The following is a 16,134-nucleotide window of genomic DNA, read 5'->3' as shown; positions in this document are numbered from 1 at the left end:
ATGATTACTATCAGTCTATGTATGATTGTGCGCGATGAAGAGAACGGCCTGGGCCGGTGCCTGGATGGTGTGAAGGATATTGCGGACGAAATCGTCATTGTCGACACAGGCTCCACGGACCGGACCAAGGAGATTGCTGCGGAATATGGTGCAGTGATTTATGATTTTGAATGGATTGACGATTTCGCGGCAGCACGCAACGAAGCCTTCAGCAAGGCGACTAAGGATTATATTCTGTGGCTGGATGCAGATGATACCATTGAGGAAATCGACCGGGTGCGCTTCAAAAAGCTGAAGGAGACATTATCTCCGCAGTACCAGTCTGTGACTATGCCCTACAATCTGGCCTTCGACAGCGAGGGCAAAGTAACCTCAAGCCTGAGACGCAACCGGCTGGTCCGCCGGGACTGCGGCTTCCAGTGGATCGGACCGGTGCATGAGTATTTGGCGGTTGCCGGCAATACCATAGATAGCGATGTCTGTATTACTCATAAGAAGGATAAGGTTCATACGGACCGCAACCTGCGAATCTACCGTGGGCGTCTGGCCAAGGGCGAGGAGTTCTCGCCGCGTGATCTCTACTACTTCGCGAACGAGCTCCGAGATCATGCGATCCATGAAGAAGCGCTGGAATATTACGAGAAGTTCCTGCAGACCGGCCAGGGCTGGGTTGAGGATAACTATCAGGCCTGCCTGAAGATGGCGGAATGCCACGGGCATCTGAACAACAAGTCCGGGAAAATGAGCGCGCTGTATCGTACCCTGAACTATGATATCCCCCGTTCCGAATTCTGCTGCCGCCTGGGAAGTGAATTCGTAGAAGCTGGAGAGTTCGGGCGGGCGATCTACTGGTTCGAACAGGCGATTACGCTGCCGCGAAGATCTACCCTGGGACTTCAGGATATGACCTCTACCACCTGGGTGCCACATCTGCAATTGTGCGTATGCTATGACCGCCTGGGTCAGTACATGAAGGCTAATTATCATAATGAGACAGCACTATTCTATTATCCTACACACCCAAGTATGCTGCATAACCGGAAATATTATAAAGAACTCCTGGGTGATTCCTTCAGCGAATTATTTAAAGTCTCTTAAGCAGGTAATCTGCTGCTTCCAAGGCTGCATAATAGACAGGCAACGTTCTCCGGAACGGGCCTGTCTATTTATTTTGCAGGACGATAATTAGATAAATAGGTATTTTTACACATTTATTGCGAGGCACATGAATACCATTAAAGTAAATAAGTCCACCTAAAATAAAGGAGTGATGTTATGGTACGCCATTACACCCAACTGGAAATCATTAATTTATCGAAATTGCCTCCGACCACAGTGAAGAGATGGCTGGAATATTTCTCTTACTTCGTCCCGGGGACCCGCCAAGGAGATCAGGTGCTCTATCCCTATGAAACTCTGAAACTGTTAAAACGAATCAGTGAGCTGCGCATGGAACGCTATCATCTAAGCACCATTGTGCGCCTGCTGATCGAGGAGGGATTCCCGATGTACAGTAAAAGTGAACAAGAGCTTCCCGTACCAGAGCGAACGGAAAACCGTATGGACGAGGCCCCGGAGCCGGACAGACAGCAGCAGCTTGTGGCCTCGCTCTCCTCCCTGGCCAATGAGCTGATCCGGATTGCGGATCATCTCAATCACTGGAAGGTTCAATAGGCTGCACAAACTTGGGAGAATTCTGCGAGCGGCTCCCTTCATGATCAGGGCTTGTCCATTTCTAGCCGCGAGAAAGAATGACGGTTGCCCGCTATTCTTCATCTTCCTCAATTTCAGTAGTTAGTTCTTCTTCCAGCAATCGCGCCGACAAGGCACCAGAGTCACTCAGCAAACGCAGAATCCGGTCCATCTTGCTGAGACTAAGCCACTGGCCCTTGGTAATCTCTTCGAGCAATCTGGCGGTTGTATTATTCAACTGGATCATGTTGACAAAGTTCATATTTCCGGGATTAGACAGCACGAAGGCCTGCATCGCTTCTGCTTCTGCATTGATAATGTGAGACAAAGACATCTCGTTGATTGCGATAGAGGTGAGCAGGAGAGAGATGCTTTCCTCCCGCGTAAGCGAGATATCGGGAGTTATATTGGGGATGTGGGGCATTGACATGCAGATCTCCTCCAAAACGTGAAAGGTTGCTTTGCGCTTAATTATCTAGTCATAGCTATGTATACTTCAGGCACAGATTGTCCTATTCCTGTTATTCTCTGAAATCCGCCAAATCCGATATACCTGGGACAAATGGTGATAGGGACAAGTCAAAAGCACATATATATAACAGTAACTAAATCAAAGCAGGCAGCGGGGGGGATGAAGCGATGCTACAGCGGGAACGGTTGATCAAAGCGATTATTCTGGCTGCGGCGCTGGAGGAAGAAGCGGTCTCGGCTCTGATCGCGGTTGAAATCCGCAAGCTGGAATATATGTATGATGATGAATACGGCTGGGAAGAAGAATTAGAGATGGGGGGGCTTGACGCCCTGCAGGAGGCGGTGGCCAGAATCATCACGGCCCTGGCCCAGCATCAGGCCATGATCTGCCGGACGCTGGAAACCAGCAGACGGCTGGTGCGAGAGGTAAATGGGTATGAAGGCTGAAGCCCGGAAATCGGAGGATGAGCTATTGGTAGAGGCGATTCATAAAACAATGGGACAGATGGAGCAGCTGAAGCAGGCTTGTCTGCGGCTCTCGGTCAATGCGGATGACGAGCTGGCGCTGTTCATGCGCGAGACAGAACGGCTGCTTGAACGAGCTCAGTCCACAGGCCGGGAGGCTGAGAGGCAAGAACCGGAGCATCGGGAGCAGGTATCCACCGTTATCAAGCAGACAATCCGTCCTGCAGATGCCTATGTATCCGGGGGCAAATATCTCTATAATACGGGTAAGTCCGTCCGGTTCATCCAGCGGCGCTCCGCGCAGGCCACGCGCAAGCGGACGTCCCATAAGAAGCGAGGACGGACAGTAGGAGTGCGCGCAGCCAGCGAACGCAAGCGGCAGCAGCGGCAACAGCTGAAGCCTGCTATCCAGCCGCAGCAGCCAAAGAGGGTAGTGGAGCCGCAGCAGCCGAAGAAGGCAGCGGAGTGGCAGCAGCCAAAGAAGGCAGCGGAGTGGCAGCAGCCGAAGAAAGCGTCGGAGCGGCAGCAGCCGAAGAAGACGGCGGAACGGCAGCAGCCGAAGAAGTCGGTGGAACGGCAGCAGCCGAAGAGTACGCAATCTATGAATAGCCAGCCGTCCGTTGACTATCAGGGGATCAGAATCTCGTCCAACCTGAAGTACTCCCTATAAGGTGCTTTTTATTCTACGATCAACATCAGCCCTCGCCGGGCAGCTGCCATACTCCCGCTTCGGGATCATAGACATTCACCACTCTGGCGGGATTGCCCGCCGCGATGCAGTAATCCGGCAAATCCCGGGTTACCACACTGTTAGGTGTAACCCGGCAGCCCTTGCCAATCGTTACGTTACCCACAACGACGCAGTGGGCACCAAGCTCGCTGCCTGCACCGATCCTCACCTGATGGCTGGCAGTGGTGATCCACTGGTCGCGAATGGGAATGCCGATCTGGCGGTACTGATGGTTAGTGTCGGCAATATAGACATCTGGCCCGACGATGACATTATCTTCCAGAGTCACGCTGTTCGCAGCGGTAATGATCAGATTGCGGCTGCAGCTGCAGCCGTCTCCGATCGAAATGGCCGGCGGTTCTTCCTTACCGGGATGAACTACCGTGAACCAGCTATTCTCCTGAATAAGCACATTGCGACCGATAGCGACTTTCTCCGGACAGTTGATATCGGTCTTAAGCACAATCAGACTGCCGGGTCCGAAGGTACTGAAGCGTTGTTGAAATTCCGGGCTGATACCTTCCATGCACTGATGCCTCCTTATAATGGACCGGACAAGCCTGCTGCTGCGGCCTGCCCGGCGGCTATGTAGCCTCAGATATTTAGATGCTTAACCTGAATCTTGTGCAGCCGTTCATGCAGTTCTGGATAATAGGATTCATCCTGGTAAGCTGCAACAAAAATCTGCGGGAAATCTTCGGGCTGCAACTGCTGAAGATTCTTCTCCAGCATGTAGTTGTACCACCAGAGCAAGAAGGTATGGGAGATTTGCTTCTTCTCGGCTGCCAATACGGCTGCATCCAATCCGTTATCCAGGAAGTAATGAAGAATCCCAAGGTATGATTGAATGAATGTCCGTGCGAAGCTGTAACCTCCTGCAATCTTGTCGCTGCTGGTCAGCAGCTTGCGGTGATACACACAATAATCCGGAGAAATCTCTAGAATAGAGAGCTCCAGATAGACCTGGATAAGATTCGAATCGATGAAAAGCTCAGGCGTGGCAATCTGTTCGAATTCCTTCCTGCGCATAATGATTCCCGACAGAAATGTACTATAGATCGAGACCTGCTCAACATACTTGCTGATCCCCGAGCCCCGGTTCATCACTCCGGTGTTACTAAGGATATCTAGGAAGAGCAGGCTACAGTTCCGGTTCTGTTCGATCAGGTTATACAAGGCTTCGACGGAGCCGGGGAGCCAGTAATCATCGCCGCCGTGAAGCTTGATGAATTCGCCCTTGGCATAGCCTGCACATTTCAGGGTATTGCGGTCAGTTCCTTCATTAAGTTCATTGCGGTAGTAGTGAAGGTTAGGATAGCTGGCCTGATACTTCCGCACCAGCTCTTCCGTGTGATCTGTGGAGCCATCATCTGATACGATGATTTCGAAATCTTCCTGTCTGGCATTCTGACTGTAAATACTCTTCAGGCAAAGGTCGAGCTCTTGTTCGCAGTTATAGGCAGGGATACAAATACTTATAAGCGGTTGCGGAACAGTCTCTATTGCGTGACGCTCAGCTTCCTCGCTGGGCAATCCGTTAGTCTTCAGCCACTTCCTGGAGTCGGGATCAAATTGCTTGATTACTCTGGCAGGTGTACCCGCAGCTACGCAGTAGTCAGGAATTACCGTGCCGGATACAACGACTGACCCCGCGCCTATGACACAGCCCTTACCGATGGATACCTCCCCGGCTATAACGGTGTTGGCGCCAATCCAGCTCCCAGCACCGATGGTTACGGTATGGCTCCAGGAAGTCACCCCCTGCTTCATGACGGGGAGATGAATATTCTCATAAGCAGGATTGTGATCGGATATATGCACATTAGGTGATATGGCGACCTGGGCGCCAATAATTAACCGGTTGACTGCCGACAGGCTGCACCGGCGTCCGATCTCGCTTCCTGCACCAATCTGGATACGCGGTTCGCTGACAATATTATTATAGGGGAGCGAAAGAGAACAATCTGCCTGCAGCTTGACTTCATTGCCCAGAGCAATTCCGGCCGTACCTGACAATTCGCAGGATGGATGAATGCTGCAGCCGCTGCCGAGCCGGTGGAACCGGTGCTGGCCATGGTGTTTGCCATAGCCGTAATATTCAAGGAAAATGTGCCGGGCCTTCTCCATAGCAGTGCTTCGGTCAGGGATACCGCAGTTATGCAGACACCAGGGCAGAAGCTGCTTGGGAACACCTACTTCATAGCCGCTGCTGATGAATTCCTGACTGTGTGAAGCGTCATAGAAGTGTGAGCCGGTGAACAAATCCTTGCGCCAGGGGAGGTCGTACTGTGTTGCCATCAGCAGTCCGCTGAGCGTCTCCACCGCTTCATATTCATCCACCGGCTGCATCAATTCAAGAGGCTGAAGTGCGCCTGTATAGCTATCAATCACTTTACCGAACTTCTGTGATGCGTCCTGCCATATACCGGAAGACGGAAGCGTCTTAGCGCCGACGGTTCCTAACATGCCGAGTGACGGATAACGGGAGAACAGCCGGACGATGTCTTCAAGAAATTGGGGATTCAGGATATGGACATCCTGATGAATATACACCTTATACTTGGCATCTGACTGGCGCATGGCCTGATCGTACCCCGCTGCCAGGCCGGAGGCATTCCTGACGATTTGCAGATCTACGGTGAATCCATCCGGTTTGAGTAATTGCTTAAGATTTTTCTGGCTGCGTTCCGCTAATTCCTCATTATTCACACACATGATAAAACAAATTTTACGTTCATCCATGTCGCTGACATCCTCTCCTTTGTCCTCAGTACCAGGCATCCCTGTCATTTACCGGACTTCATGGACCCGAAGTTTACGCCTTAAGATCTCTGCCTGTTCATTGTCTATATATATTCGGTTAATGGTCAAAGATCATTTTTTTTTGGCAATAGCCGTAATTACGGAGCTGATCCGATGTGCCGCCTGGCTTCGGTCATGGTATACCGGCACAGGCAGAACTGCGGATTCAATTGCAATAATGCATGTTGCCGGGATACCCATGGGTCCAGAAAATTTGTGGCTTGTACAGAATCGGCAGTACGCTCCCAATCCTTTCGGTTCAGAACAACAGGGAGAGGAGGGGACGAGGAGGACGCTGTAAGCCTGACAAATTCAGATAGTCCCTTCAGCTGTTCAGGCTGTGGAGTGCTGCGGATGAACACGGGCTGAATCAGGATGATCGCACAGTCAGGATGGGTATGCAGCACGTTCAGAAAAGGAAGAAGAGAGTTAGGCATGAAGGAGTCTCCCGGCTCATGCAGCATAATGAATTTCCCGTGCCCCCTATCCGCAGCCTGACTTGCAAGAGAACCTCCTGCTGCAAGATCTGGGTCGCTGTGATACCGGAAGCTGCGGTACAGTTGCCCATAGTGGTGCCCCACCTCTGCGGTCTCCTCGGACGAAGCGTCGTCCAGGACGCAGACCTCCATTAATCCATCATCATCCACCTGAGCATAAATTGACTCCAGACAGCGTCTTAGCTCTACAGCCTGTTTACGTACGGGTATGCAAATGGATAGCAGAGGTTCCCTGCTTCTGCGGTCCAATACCCTACGAGCCTCCGCCTCGCTATCTACCCTGATCCACTCTCCGCTAGACGGCTCATAGATGCGGCGGAATTCAGCAGGGTTGCCGGCAACAACACAGTAATCCGGCACATCCCGAAGAACTACGCTGCCTGCACCGACTACACAGCCTTTGCCAATCTTCACAGGGCCCAGAATAGAGGAGTGTGCTCCGATCCATGAGCCTTCACCGATTATTAACGTGTCAGAAGGGTTACCTCCCTTCTCCCAATCTTGCCTGGCGTCATTAATATACACATGCGGACCTGTGATCACATCGGCCTTCAATTCTACTCTACCTGTTGCCGTGATCGTCAGGAACCGGCTGCATTCACAACGGTCCCCGATCACGATACGGGGTGAGCCATTCTTGGCGGGAGAGGGGATATCCCAACGGTAACCCTCACGCACCAGCACACTAGTACCGATTGCCGTCTGTTCTGGTAACGATAACACACCGTCCGAGGCAATCCTGGAGCCTGTGCCGTAACGATATAAACGATAGTAGAGCGAGGGGGAAATCGTATGCATATGCTCCTCCTTCAATTGGGGTGAGAAGATCATTGCAGGGGTGTCTGTACTAGCTTATGAACCGGAATGGAATTCATGCAGGCAAATCCGGCCGAATGATCCGTCAGGGCCGGCATATACATATACGAGAAATCCGGTAAGTCCGGATATTCAGAATCTGCAAGAAGGAGGAGAAGACTTGCCGACGATCAGCTTGTGTATGATTGTACGCAATGAAGAGAAGAGCCTGGGACGATGCCTGTCATCGGTCGCGGATATTATGGATGAGATCGTCATCGTGGACACCGGCTCAACAGACCGTACCAAAGAGATTGCGGCCGTATATGGCGCCACAATCTATGATTTTGAGTGGATCGATGATTTCGCAGCCGCCCGCAATTATGCATTCGCCCAAGCGACCTGTGAGTATATCATGTGGCTGGATGCAGATGATGTCATTGAGGAGATCGACCGGGAGCGGTTCAAGACTCTGAAGGCTACAATGACTTCCGAATATCATGCGGTATCTATGTCTTATATTCTCATAACGGATGAACATGGGAAATCGCTCTACAGCTTCAGACGCAACCGTCTGATCAGACGCGATTGCGGGTTCAGGTGGACCGGGGCTGTTCATGAATATATTGAAGTCACCCCGCCTGTGCTTGAGAGCGACGTATGCGTTACGCATAAGAAAGACAAGGAATATACGCAGCGTAACCTTGATATCTTCCGCAAAATGATAGCCAAGGGCAAGCCGTTTACCGCCAGAGACCGGATCTATTACTCTAATGAGCTATACGATCATGGCTACTACCATGAGGCGCTGGAGAACTATGAGCGTTTCTTGTCAGAAGGTGAAGGCTGGGTCGAGGATAATATTCAGGCATGCTTGAGGTTGGCGGACAGCCATGCGGCGCTGGGGCAAAAACAGGAGCAACTGCTATCCATGTGCCGTACTTTCGACTATGATCTCCCGCGTCCGGAAACCTGCTGTAAGATAGGCTTTTATTTCATGGAATTACAACAATATGAACAGGCGGTGTACTGGTTCAAGATGGCAGCGTCCCTCCCTAAGGTCAGTGAACCGGGAACGGAGGCTTATTCCGCCGGTACATGGCTCCCGAATCTGCAGCTCTGTGTCTGCTACGATAAACTGGGAGACCACCAATACGCTGACTATTGCAATGAGGTTTCTTTCGCACACTATCCGTCAAATCCCAGTGCGATATACAACCGCGATTATTATACGAACCTGCTCGGAGGCAAGCATGTAGAGTTTAATTGCCCTGTACAAAAAGAACAAAAGGAGTTGTTCCAGTGAAGACGAGCATTATCATTCTTACCCTTAATCAGTTGTCTTTAACAGTTCAATGTCTGGAGAGCATCAAGCGAAATACTCCCGAAGAACATGAGATTATTATTGTTGACAATGGCTCAAGTGACGAAACCGTGCCATTCCTGAACAGTCATTATCCTGAACTGAAGCTGATTGAGAACAAGGAGAACCTGGGATTTGCCAAAGGCTGCAATCAAGGGGGAGAAGCGTCAGAAGGCGAAGCAGTTCTGTTCATTAACAATGATACTGTTGTTCCCCCAGGGTGGCTGGCTCCCATGCTCCATGCATTGAACAGTGACAGTGCGGTCGGCATGTCAGGACCTGTTACGAATTATATCAGCGGACATCAGCGTATTCCGGTGACTTACAGTGAACTTAAGGATATGGAGACATTCGCGGCAGAGTACTGTGAAGCAAAGCGTGGGCAGGTACAGGAGGTCCGCCGCCTGATCGGCTTCTGTCTGTTGGTCAAGCGCAGTGTTCTGGATGAGATTGGCTGGTTCGATGAACGATACGGTCTGGGGAATTACGAGGATGACGACCTGTGCCTGCGGGCGATCCAGCATGGGTATAAGCTCCTGATTGCGGAGGATTCATTCATCCACCATATCGGCCATGCCAGTATGGGGCAGACCTCTTCTTTCGATCTTCAAACGCTTTTGCAGCAGAACAAGAAGAAGGCTTTTCAGAAATGGGGTGCGGATATTCACAGCCTGATCTATAGTCCACCCGTGCGCGTATGCGTGGGAATTATTGCATCCGGCAATGAAGCCGCACTGGAAGAGACACTCGCTTCGTTTGCAGAGGTAACAGAACAAATAATTGTCGTGGACCCTTCCGGCAATGAACGCATCGCGCAAACCGCTGCCCGCTATACACGGCAGGTCTACACTGTGAAGGGGGAGCTGGACATGCGGATGTTGCGGGAATGGATCGTCCATATGGCAACGGAGCCTTACATTCTCTGGCTGCAGGAGGGTGATGTGCTCACTGCAGATGAGCGCCGGAGATTCATTGGTCTTAAGCTGTCCCTCTTTCACCAATATCAAGTGGTCTCCCTCCGCTGTGCGGAAGGTGCCCGGTATATGATCAGACAGGATAGCGGCAAGCTCTATCCAGAGGATATTGAGCAGCCAAGGCAGAGTCCATTCTTTGGTATCGTCAGCCATGCTACCATCAGCACCCGGTTAACTGCTGCAGACCGAGAGACTGCCGCGTCCAGGCAATAGAAATATAAGAAGGTGAAGAATATTTTAACAGGAGGGCAATCATGGAACAAGATCTGGTAACGGTTGCTATATTAGCTAAGGACAAGGCGCATGTACTGCCGCTCTATCTGGAACTTATAGAGCGGCAGACGTATCCTGCCTCAAGGATCAAACTGTACATTCGGACCAACAACAACAATGACCGGACTGAAGAGATCCTTAGAGAATGGGTCGAACGGGTGGGCGAGAGATACCATGAGGTGCATTTGGATACCAGTGATGTGGAAGAGCCTGTACAGGACTATGCTCCGCATGAATGGACTTATGAACGCTTAAGAGTAATCGGCAGGCTGCGCCAAGAGTCAATTGAATGGGCTAAATCGAGAAATACCCATTATTTTGTAGCAGATTGCGATAATTTCATTGCCCCGGATACGCTGGAGAGCCTGCTCTCTACGAATCTGCCGGTGGTCGGGCCACTGCTTACTGTGGCTGAGGCTCCGTTAAGTCTATATTCCAACTATCATAATATGGTGGATGAAGATGGTTACTTCAAGAGCAACGACTTGTATTTCTATTACTTATATCAGAACGTGAAAGGTCTTGTGCAGGTTGACGTCATCCATTGCACCTATGTGATGCGCCGTGACATTCTGGAGCATGTCCGGTACGGTGACGGCACCAACCGCTACGAATATGTCATTATGAGCGACGGTTTGAGAAAGGCGGGAATTCCCCAATACCTGGATAACCGCAAAAAGTACGGAATGCTGACCTTTTGGGATACCGAAGAGCAGTTCAGCGCAGTTAATCTGACTGCAGATGACTTCCAGTAGGGGAAGGAGGAATGAACCATGAAGCTAGTGCTTCTATCCGGTGGTTCCGGCACACGCTTATGGCCGCTCTCCAGCAGTATCCGGAGCAAGCAGTTCCTTCAGGTGCTGCCTGCTCCGGGAGGCGGGCGCGAGTCCATGCTTCAGCGGATCTGGCGGCAGTTGTCGGCTGCAGGCCTCGGCCATGAAGTCTATATTGCAACGTCAAGCGGACAAGAGACATTGATCCGCAAGCAACTTCGCACAGCTCCGAAGGTCATTATTGAACCGCGGCGCAGGGATACCTTTCCTGCAGTCAGTCTTGCCTCAGCCTATCTATACTCGGTGGAGAAGATATCACCCGAGGAGACGGTTATTGTGCTGCCGGTAGATGCTTACGTGAGCGACGAATTCTTCTTCAAGCTGACAGAACTGGATGAGGCGCTGCGCCACTCCGGTGCGGAAATTGCTTTGCTTGGTGCGAGGCCAGAAGGCCCGTCAGGGAAATATGGTTACATTGTTCCAGCCCTATCCGCTGTCTCTTCAGCAGGGAAGCAGGAGAATCCGGCCTATGTGCAGGTCGATTGCTTCGTGGAGAAGCCAGACAGGCAGGCGGCAGAGGCACTGCTAGAGCAGCAGGCGATGTGGAATTGCGGCATCTTCGCTTTCCGGTTATGCGATCAGCTCAACCGGCTGGAAGCAGCAGGCTTCCCAAGGGATTATGCAGAGCTGCAGAGGCAATACCACCTCCTTCCCAAGAGCAGCTTCGATGTTGAGGTGTTGGAAGGCAACAACCGTCTGATCTGTGTGCCCTATCACGACGGATGGAAGGACTTGGGGACCTGGAACACGCTCTCTGAAGAATTGGCCTCCTCCGTTCTGGGATGGGGCCACATCAGTGCGGACTCCTTGAATTGCCAGATTGTCAACGAGCTGGATATTCCGGTCATACTTGTCGGGCTGGATGATGTGATCGTAGCGGCGGGTCCCGGGGGTATTCTGGTTGCCCGTAAAGATGCAGCAGATCATCTGAAGCATTTGCTTCCAGCATCGGACCAGGAAAAACGGAAGGAATACATTCCCGGCGATTGATGCCGGTAACGCCCAAGGATTTCATATTTAGATTGTCCGACTTTATCCGACAATGTTCTATGCGGGCAGAAACCGTCATAAGGTTAAGAGGTGATGTCAATCAATGTGTATCACCTGACCGGATTCGTCCGCATAGTCCGGTAAATCCATTATGGAAGGAGGCAGTCCCGTTATGGCAGAACACAGCGAGGGCGACCGTCCCACTAATCTCCCTGTGCATGATCGTCAAGGATGAAGAGCCCTGGATTGCACGCTGTCTGTCAAGCGTACGCGCAGGGGTAGATGAGATCATTATTGTGGATACGGGCTCCCGTGACAGGACGATGGACATTGCCCGCGGCTTCGGCGCAACCATTCTTCAATTTCCCTGGAAGGAGAGCTTCGGGGAAGCCCGCAATTATAGCCTCATTCATGCAAGAGGGGAATGGATACTATGGATGGATGCCGACGAAGAGCTCGCTGTGAATGATGCGCTGAAGCTTCGAATGGTGAGCACTCTTCAGGAACACAAACTGGCCTCTGTGGAAACGATCCATTTCAATGGTCTGTTCCGGCCTCAGGCGCATGAAGCTTACCGGCTGGCTCAGTGCCGCTTGTTCCGTAACGGAGAGGGGGTTCATTTCACTGGAGGCATTCATGAACAATTGAGCTGGCCCGACACCTATACCCGGGAGGATACCAGCACTCCGTTCCAGCTTCCAGTCCGGCTATTTCATTATGGATATCTCCAGTCCGTGACTACTCTTAAATCGAAACATGAACGCAATTTGAAGCTGCTGCAGGAAGCTGTAACAGACAATCCGAACCCCGATCCGTGGAGTCTTTACCATATAGCAAGTGAGTATCAGCGGGTGGGGAAGTATGCACTTGCTTTCGAGCAGGTTAATCAGGCCATTGCCGCTTCGCTGGGGCAGAGAAGATTGCCGCCATCGCTTTTTTACAAGCTCAAGTATGGCTGTCTGTTGGCGATGGGCAGCTTCAGAGAAGGCTGGCCCGGCATTGAGAAGGCCATCAGTCTCTACCCGGATTATGTGGACCTGCATCTGTATAAGGGCTGCATTCTTATGCATACCGACCAGGTAGAGGCTGCGACTTCCGCTTTCGAGCATTGTCTGACGCTTGGAGAGAATGCTCTTCATTATATGGTTCTCAAGGGTGCGGGAACCTTTTACCCCTGTTATTATATCGGGAACTGTTATGAGCTAAGGGGTATGTCTGGTGAATCCAGAGTCTGGTACCGCAGAGCGCTGGAGTATTCCCCCTCATTCAAGGAAGCGGCGGAGAAGCTAGCTCATCTGGAAGATGATCTGCAAGCGGTGGAAGAGGTTCCTTCGGGTGTGCGCAGCTTCTCTGTACCTTCTCATCGGAAAAATTCCCTTCGTTGTAATACGACTCCTGCTAATGCCTGGTCAGTAATCGTAATGCTCTGCAAGGGAGATGGTCCGTTCTCTGCTCTGCGGGAATGGGCAGCCAAGTGGCAGCCGTTCGCCGATCAATGGATCGTGCTCGACGGTGGAATAGGCGCAGACGCTGATAAGCTTGCCAGTGTACTAAGTGCACATGTTCTTCCTCTCCCCTCCGAGGAAGAACAGTCACAGCTATGGGGAAGATTGGAAGGGCTCCTTACCTCTTCCCACGTACTATGGCTGAATCCCTACGAAGAAGTGAGGGAAGAGGAGAGGGAAGCACTATCTGCAATGAAGACTTCACAAGCCAGTCCGTATTCCATGTTCTCTCTTAATCTATGCTTGCAGGCTGGTGAAGTAGAACAGGAACACTGGGTGGTAGAGAGGAATCGTCTTGCGGTACGGGAGGCTGTTCTTGGCTGCAATCCGATCATTGGAGAGCTTATAGCATTACCTGGAGATGTCAGCCGGAGTAGTACTATTATACTTAAGAACAGACAGCCTTCAAGAAAGAACAGATATTTAAACCAAGAAATTTGAAAGGGGATTACAGATTATGCCTATAGGAGTTACAGGACCAACAGGACCAACAGGGACTACGGGGAAAGATGGTAAGGGTGGAATAAATGGAGGCCCTGGTTCAAAAGGTAGCGATGGAAACACCGGAGTAACTGGAGTGACGGGTCATACCGGAGCAACGGGAGCAGGGAACACGGGAATGACCGGAGCAACGGGAGCAGGGAACACGGGAATGACCGGAGCAACGGGAGCAGGGAACACGGGAATGACCGGAGCAACAGGAGCAGGGAACACGGGAATGACCGGAGCAACGGGAGCAGGGAACACGGGGATGACCGGAGCAACGGGAGCAGGGAACACGGGGATGACCGGAGCAACGGGAGCAGGGAACACGGGAATGACTGGAGCAACGGGAGCAGGAAACACGGGATTAACGGGATTAACGGGATTAACCGGTTTTACTGGAGTTACGGGATTAACCGGGTTAACTGGAGTTACAGGACAAACGGGGATGACCGGGATTACAGGTTCAATCACTTCTATTTTTGGAACATATGTAGTTAATGGGTACACTGTTGCGAGTACCGCTAATACTCCTATTGGATTTTTTAATGCCCTAGTAACTGATCCTGCAGAGTCAATTGGGTTGCAGGGCGGCGATACTTTTGTATTGCCTGGAGGGCATATGTATCATGTCTCCGTTCAAGCCTCTGTTCAGTATACGTCTACTGTGTCGCCAGGTATTGGAATATCAGTGGATGGTAATATTGATCCTTTTCATATAGTTTATTCAGGAGCTGAAGTTCCAGGAAGTCCCAGACCTGTCACTCCGGTGACTATGGTGGTAATTATAGATGCCTTAGACGGAGAAAAAAGTATGCAGGTAGTACTCATTGAAGCTGGTACAAGAATATCAACGGATATTATTAATTCTCCGAATGGTTTTGTAGCTGCTTCTGTGACTATTTTGGCCTTAATGTAATTGCGGAATGTACTTTCCTCTCAAGTAAATAAAATTTGAAACGGATACCATCCTTATCTAAGGATGTGTACCCGTTTCTTACTATCTTGGGAATTAGAAATAAGGTTAAGATTTTTTTTTTTTTTGAAATAATTGGAAATTAATGACAGCGAGGAGTTGACAACTAATGGCTACAGGACCAACCGGAGTAACAGGACCAACCGGACCAACAGGCACAACCGGCATTCAAGGCAGGAGCGGAAGTCAAGGTACAAGAGGTAACGTTGGATCGACAGGCTTCACAGGGCAAACCGGTCGTACTGGGCTGACGGGAGAGACTGGAGCGACGGGGCTCACAGGAGAAACGGGGCTGACGGGAGAGACCGGAGCGACAGGGCTTACAGGAGAGACCGGAGCAACGGGGCTTACAGGTGAGACTGGAGCGACTGGGCTCACGGGTGAGACTGGTGCGACGGGGCTTACAGGTGAGACTGGTGCGACAGGGCTCACAGGAGAAACGGGAGCGACAGGACTCACGGGCGAGACCGGAGCGACAGGGCTCACCGGAGAGACTGGTGCAACGGGGCTGACTGGCGAGACTGGAGCAACAGGGCTGACTGGTGAGACTGGAGCAACGGGGCTGACGGGAGAGACCGGAGCAACGGGGCTTACAGGAGAGACTGGAGCGACAGGACTCACGGGAGAGACTGGTGCAACAGGGCTTACGGGAGAGACCGGGGCGACGGGGCTCACGGGAGAGACTGGAGCAACGGGGCTTACGGGAGAGACTGGAGCAACGGGGCTCACGGGAGAAACCGGGGCGACAGGGCTGACTGGCGAGACCGGAGCGACAGGGCTGACTGGCGAGACCGGAGCGACAGGGCTGACTGGAGAAACCGGGGCGACAGGGCTGACTGGCGAGACCGGGGCGACAGGGCTGACTGGAGAGACCGGAGCGACGGGGCTGACTGGCGAGACTGGTGCGACGGGGCTGACTGGCGAGACTGGTGCGACAGGGCTGACGGGAGAGACTGGTGCGACAGGGCTGACGGGAGAGACCGGAGCGACGGGGCTGACTGGCGAGACCGGAGCGACGGGGCTGACTGGCGAGACCGGAGCAACGGGGCTTACGGGTGAGACTGGAGCAACGGGGCTTACGGGAGAAACGGGAGCGACAGGACTCACGGGCGAGACCGGAGCGACAGGGCTCACGGGCGAGACCGGAGCGACAGGGCTCACCGGAGAGACTGGTGCGACGGGGCTGACTGGCGAGACTGGAGCGACGGGGCTTACAGGAGAGACCGGAGCAACTGGGCTTACAGGTGAGACTGGTGCAACAGGGCTTACAGGAGAGACCGGAGCA

16 protein-coding genes are annotated in these 16,134 nt (G+C 52.1%); 11 read left to right on the top strand and 5 right to left on the bottom strand.

Annotation, left to right across the window (positions count from 1 at the left end; genetic code table 11):
- Both C173_RS08415 and C173_RS08410 read left to right on the top strand, forming a co-directional pair.
- Positions 1–1,098 carry a glycosyltransferase family 2 protein gene (locus C173_RS08415; protein ID WP_036724005.1) on the top strand — a complete coding sequence of 366 codons (1,098 nt, stop codon included), beginning with the start codon at positions 1–3 and terminating at the stop codon, positions 1,096–1,098.
- Between the two features lie 177 nt (positions 1,099–1,275).
- Positions 1,276–1,674 (top strand): MerR family transcriptional regulator, encoded by a 399-nt coding sequence (locus tag C173_RS08410; protein WP_036724004.1) that lies wholly within the window; start codon positions 1,276–1,278, stop codon positions 1,672–1,674.
- A gap of 91 nt (positions 1,675–1,765) precedes the next feature.
- On the opposite strand, the gene C173_RS08405 is transcribed toward C173_RS08410, so the two are convergent.
- Positions 1,766–2,122 carry a hypothetical protein gene (locus C173_RS08405; RefSeq protein ID WP_036724002.1) on the bottom strand — a complete coding sequence of 119 codons (357 nt, stop codon included), beginning with the start codon at positions 2,120–2,122 and terminating at the stop codon, positions 1,766–1,768.
- A 209-nt stretch (positions 2,123–2,331) separates the two neighbouring features.
- Here C173_RS08405 and C173_RS08400 point away from each other — a divergent pair, with 209 nt between their 5' ends.
- Both C173_RS08400 and C173_RS08395 read left to right on the top strand, forming a co-directional pair.
- On the top strand, positions 2,332–2,610 hold the full coding sequence (locus tag C173_RS08400; protein ID WP_036724000.1) for a hypothetical protein: 279 nt from the start codon (positions 2,332–2,334) through the stop codon (positions 2,608–2,610).
- Positions 2,600–3,298, top strand: coding sequence for a hypothetical protein (locus tag C173_RS08395; protein ID WP_036723999.1), 699 nt, complete (start codon positions 2,600–2,602; stop codon positions 3,296–3,298). Before C173_RS08400 ends, C173_RS08395 begins: the two co-directional genes overlap by 11 nt.
- A 25-nt stretch (positions 3,299–3,323) precedes the next feature.
- Here C173_RS08395 and C173_RS08390 read toward each other — a convergent pair whose 3' ends face one another.
- The 3 genes from C173_RS08390 to C173_RS35490 all read right to left on the bottom strand — a co-directional run bounded on the left by C173_RS08390 (position 3,324) and on the right by C173_RS35490 (position 7,455).
- Positions 3,324–3,884 carry an acyltransferase gene (locus tag C173_RS08390; protein WP_051477916.1) on the bottom strand — a complete coding sequence of 187 codons (561 nt, stop codon included), beginning with the start codon at positions 3,882–3,884 and terminating at the stop codon, positions 3,324–3,326.
- Between the two features lie 68 nt (positions 3,885–3,952).
- Positions 3,953–6,100: a glycosyltransferase gene (locus C173_RS35495; RefSeq protein ID WP_162174679.1), complete on the bottom strand. Its 2,148-nt coding sequence runs from the start codon at positions 6,098–6,100 to the stop codon at positions 3,953–3,955.
- Positions 6,101–6,258: 158 nt separating this feature from the next.
- Positions 6,259–7,455 (bottom strand): glycosyltransferase, encoded by a 1,197-nt coding sequence (locus C173_RS35490; protein WP_036723998.1) that lies wholly within the window; start codon positions 7,453–7,455, stop codon positions 6,259–6,261.
- A gap of 178 nt (positions 7,456–7,633) precedes the next feature.
- Between C173_RS35490 and C173_RS08375 the strand changes: the two genes are divergently transcribed.
- From C173_RS08375 to C173_RS32755, 5 genes are all read left to right on the top strand, one after another.
- Positions 7,634–8,758, top strand: coding sequence for a glycosyltransferase family 2 protein (locus C173_RS08375; RefSeq protein WP_200869524.1), 1,125 nt, complete (start codon positions 7,634–7,636; stop codon positions 8,756–8,758).
- On the top strand, positions 8,755–10,002 hold the full coding sequence (locus C173_RS32760; protein ID WP_051477914.1) for a glycosyltransferase family 2 protein: 1,248 nt from the start codon (positions 8,755–8,757) through the stop codon (positions 10,000–10,002). Before C173_RS08375 ends, C173_RS32760 begins: the two co-directional genes overlap by 4 nt.
- A 41-nt stretch (positions 10,003–10,043) precedes the next feature.
- Entirely contained in the window at positions 10,044–10,817 is a 774-nt protein-coding gene (locus C173_RS08365; protein WP_051477913.1) for a glycosyltransferase family 2 protein, read from the top strand.
- Between the two features lie 18 nt (positions 10,818–10,835).
- The gene (locus C173_RS08360) at positions 10,836–11,885 is read left to right on the top strand and encodes a sugar phosphate nucleotidyltransferase (RefSeq protein ID WP_051477912.1); all 1,050 of its coding nucleotides are present in this window, start codon (positions 10,836–10,838) and stop codon (positions 11,883–11,885) included.
- Positions 11,886–12,103: 218 nt separating this feature from the next.
- Positions 12,104–13,831: a glycosyltransferase gene (locus C173_RS32755; protein ID WP_051477911.1), complete on the top strand. Its 1,728-nt coding sequence runs from the start codon at positions 12,104–12,106 to the stop codon at positions 13,829–13,831.
- A gap of 144 nt (positions 13,832–13,975) precedes the next feature.
- Here the strand turns inward: C173_RS32755 and C173_RS35635 are convergent, their stop codons facing one another.
- The gene (locus tag C173_RS35635) at positions 13,976–14,203 is read right to left on the bottom strand and encodes a hypothetical protein (protein ID WP_442792625.1); all 228 of its coding nucleotides are present in this window, start codon (positions 14,201–14,203) and stop codon (positions 13,976–13,978) included.
- 4 nt (positions 14,204–14,207) lie between these two features.
- Between C173_RS35635 and C173_RS35630 the strand changes: the two genes are divergently transcribed.
- Together C173_RS35630 and C173_RS35485 are read left to right on the top strand one after the other, a co-directional pair.
- Complete coding sequence (locus tag C173_RS35630; protein ID WP_442792624.1) at positions 14,208–14,792, top strand: hypothetical protein; 585 nt, start codon at positions 14,208–14,210, stop codon at positions 14,790–14,792.
- Positions 14,793–14,958: 166 nt separating this feature from the next.
- The coding region (locus C173_RS35485; RefSeq protein WP_162174677.1) for a beta strand repeat-containing protein at positions 14,959–16,134 on the top strand (1,176 nt) is incomplete at its 3' end.

The organism is Paenibacillus sp. FSL R7-277, assembly GCF_000517965.1.
GTDB lineage: Bacteria > Bacillota > Bacilli > Paenibacillales > Paenibacillaceae > Paenibacillus_AQ > Paenibacillus_AQ silagei.
Note: the sequence above shows the minus strand (reverse complement) of the source record. Positions and strands in the feature narration are given on the sequence as shown.

What these genes read in the sequence shown, in the direction of transcription:
- C173_RS08415 (WP_036724005.1), top strand. Translation starts at nt 1, where the DNA reads ATGATTACTATCAGTCTATGTATGATTGTGCGCGATGAAGAGAACGGC.
- C173_RS08410 (WP_036724004.1), top strand. Translation starts at nt 1,276, where the DNA reads ATGGTACGCCATTACACCCAACTGGAAATCATTAATTTATCGAAATTG.
- C173_RS08405 (WP_036724002.1), bottom strand. Translation starts at nt 2,122, where the DNA reads ATGTCAATGCCCCACATCCCCAATATAACTCCCGATATCTCGCTTACG.
- C173_RS08400 (WP_036724000.1), top strand. Translation starts at nt 2,332, where the DNA reads ATGCTACAGCGGGAACGGTTGATCAAAGCGATTATTCTGGCTGCGGCG.
- C173_RS08395 (WP_036723999.1), top strand. Translation starts at nt 2,600, where the DNA reads ATGAAGGCTGAAGCCCGGAAATCGGAGGATGAGCTATTGGTAGAGGCG.
- C173_RS08390 (WP_051477916.1), bottom strand. Translation starts at nt 3,884, where the DNA reads ATGGAAGGTATCAGCCCGGAATTTCAACAACGCTTCAGTACCTTCGGA.
- C173_RS35495 (WP_162174679.1), bottom strand. Translation starts at nt 6,100, where the DNA reads ATGGATGAACGTAAAATTTGTTTTATCATGTGTGTGAATAATGAGGAA.
- C173_RS35490 (WP_036723998.1), bottom strand. Translation starts at nt 7,455, where the DNA reads ATGCATACGATTTCCCCCTCGCTCTACTATCGTTTATATCGTTACGGC.
- C173_RS08365 (WP_051477913.1), top strand. Translation starts at nt 10,044, where the DNA reads ATGGAACAAGATCTGGTAACGGTTGCTATATTAGCTAAGGACAAGGCG.
- C173_RS08360 (WP_051477912.1), top strand. Translation starts at nt 10,836, where the DNA reads ATGAAGCTAGTGCTTCTATCCGGTGGTTCCGGCACACGCTTATGGCCG.
- C173_RS32755 (WP_051477911.1), top strand. Translation starts at nt 12,104, where the DNA reads ATGATCGTCAAGGATGAAGAGCCCTGGATTGCACGCTGTCTGTCAAGC.
- C173_RS35630 (WP_442792624.1), top strand. Translation starts at nt 14,208, where the DNA reads ATGACTGGAGCAACGGGAGCAGGAAACACGGGATTAACGGGATTAACG.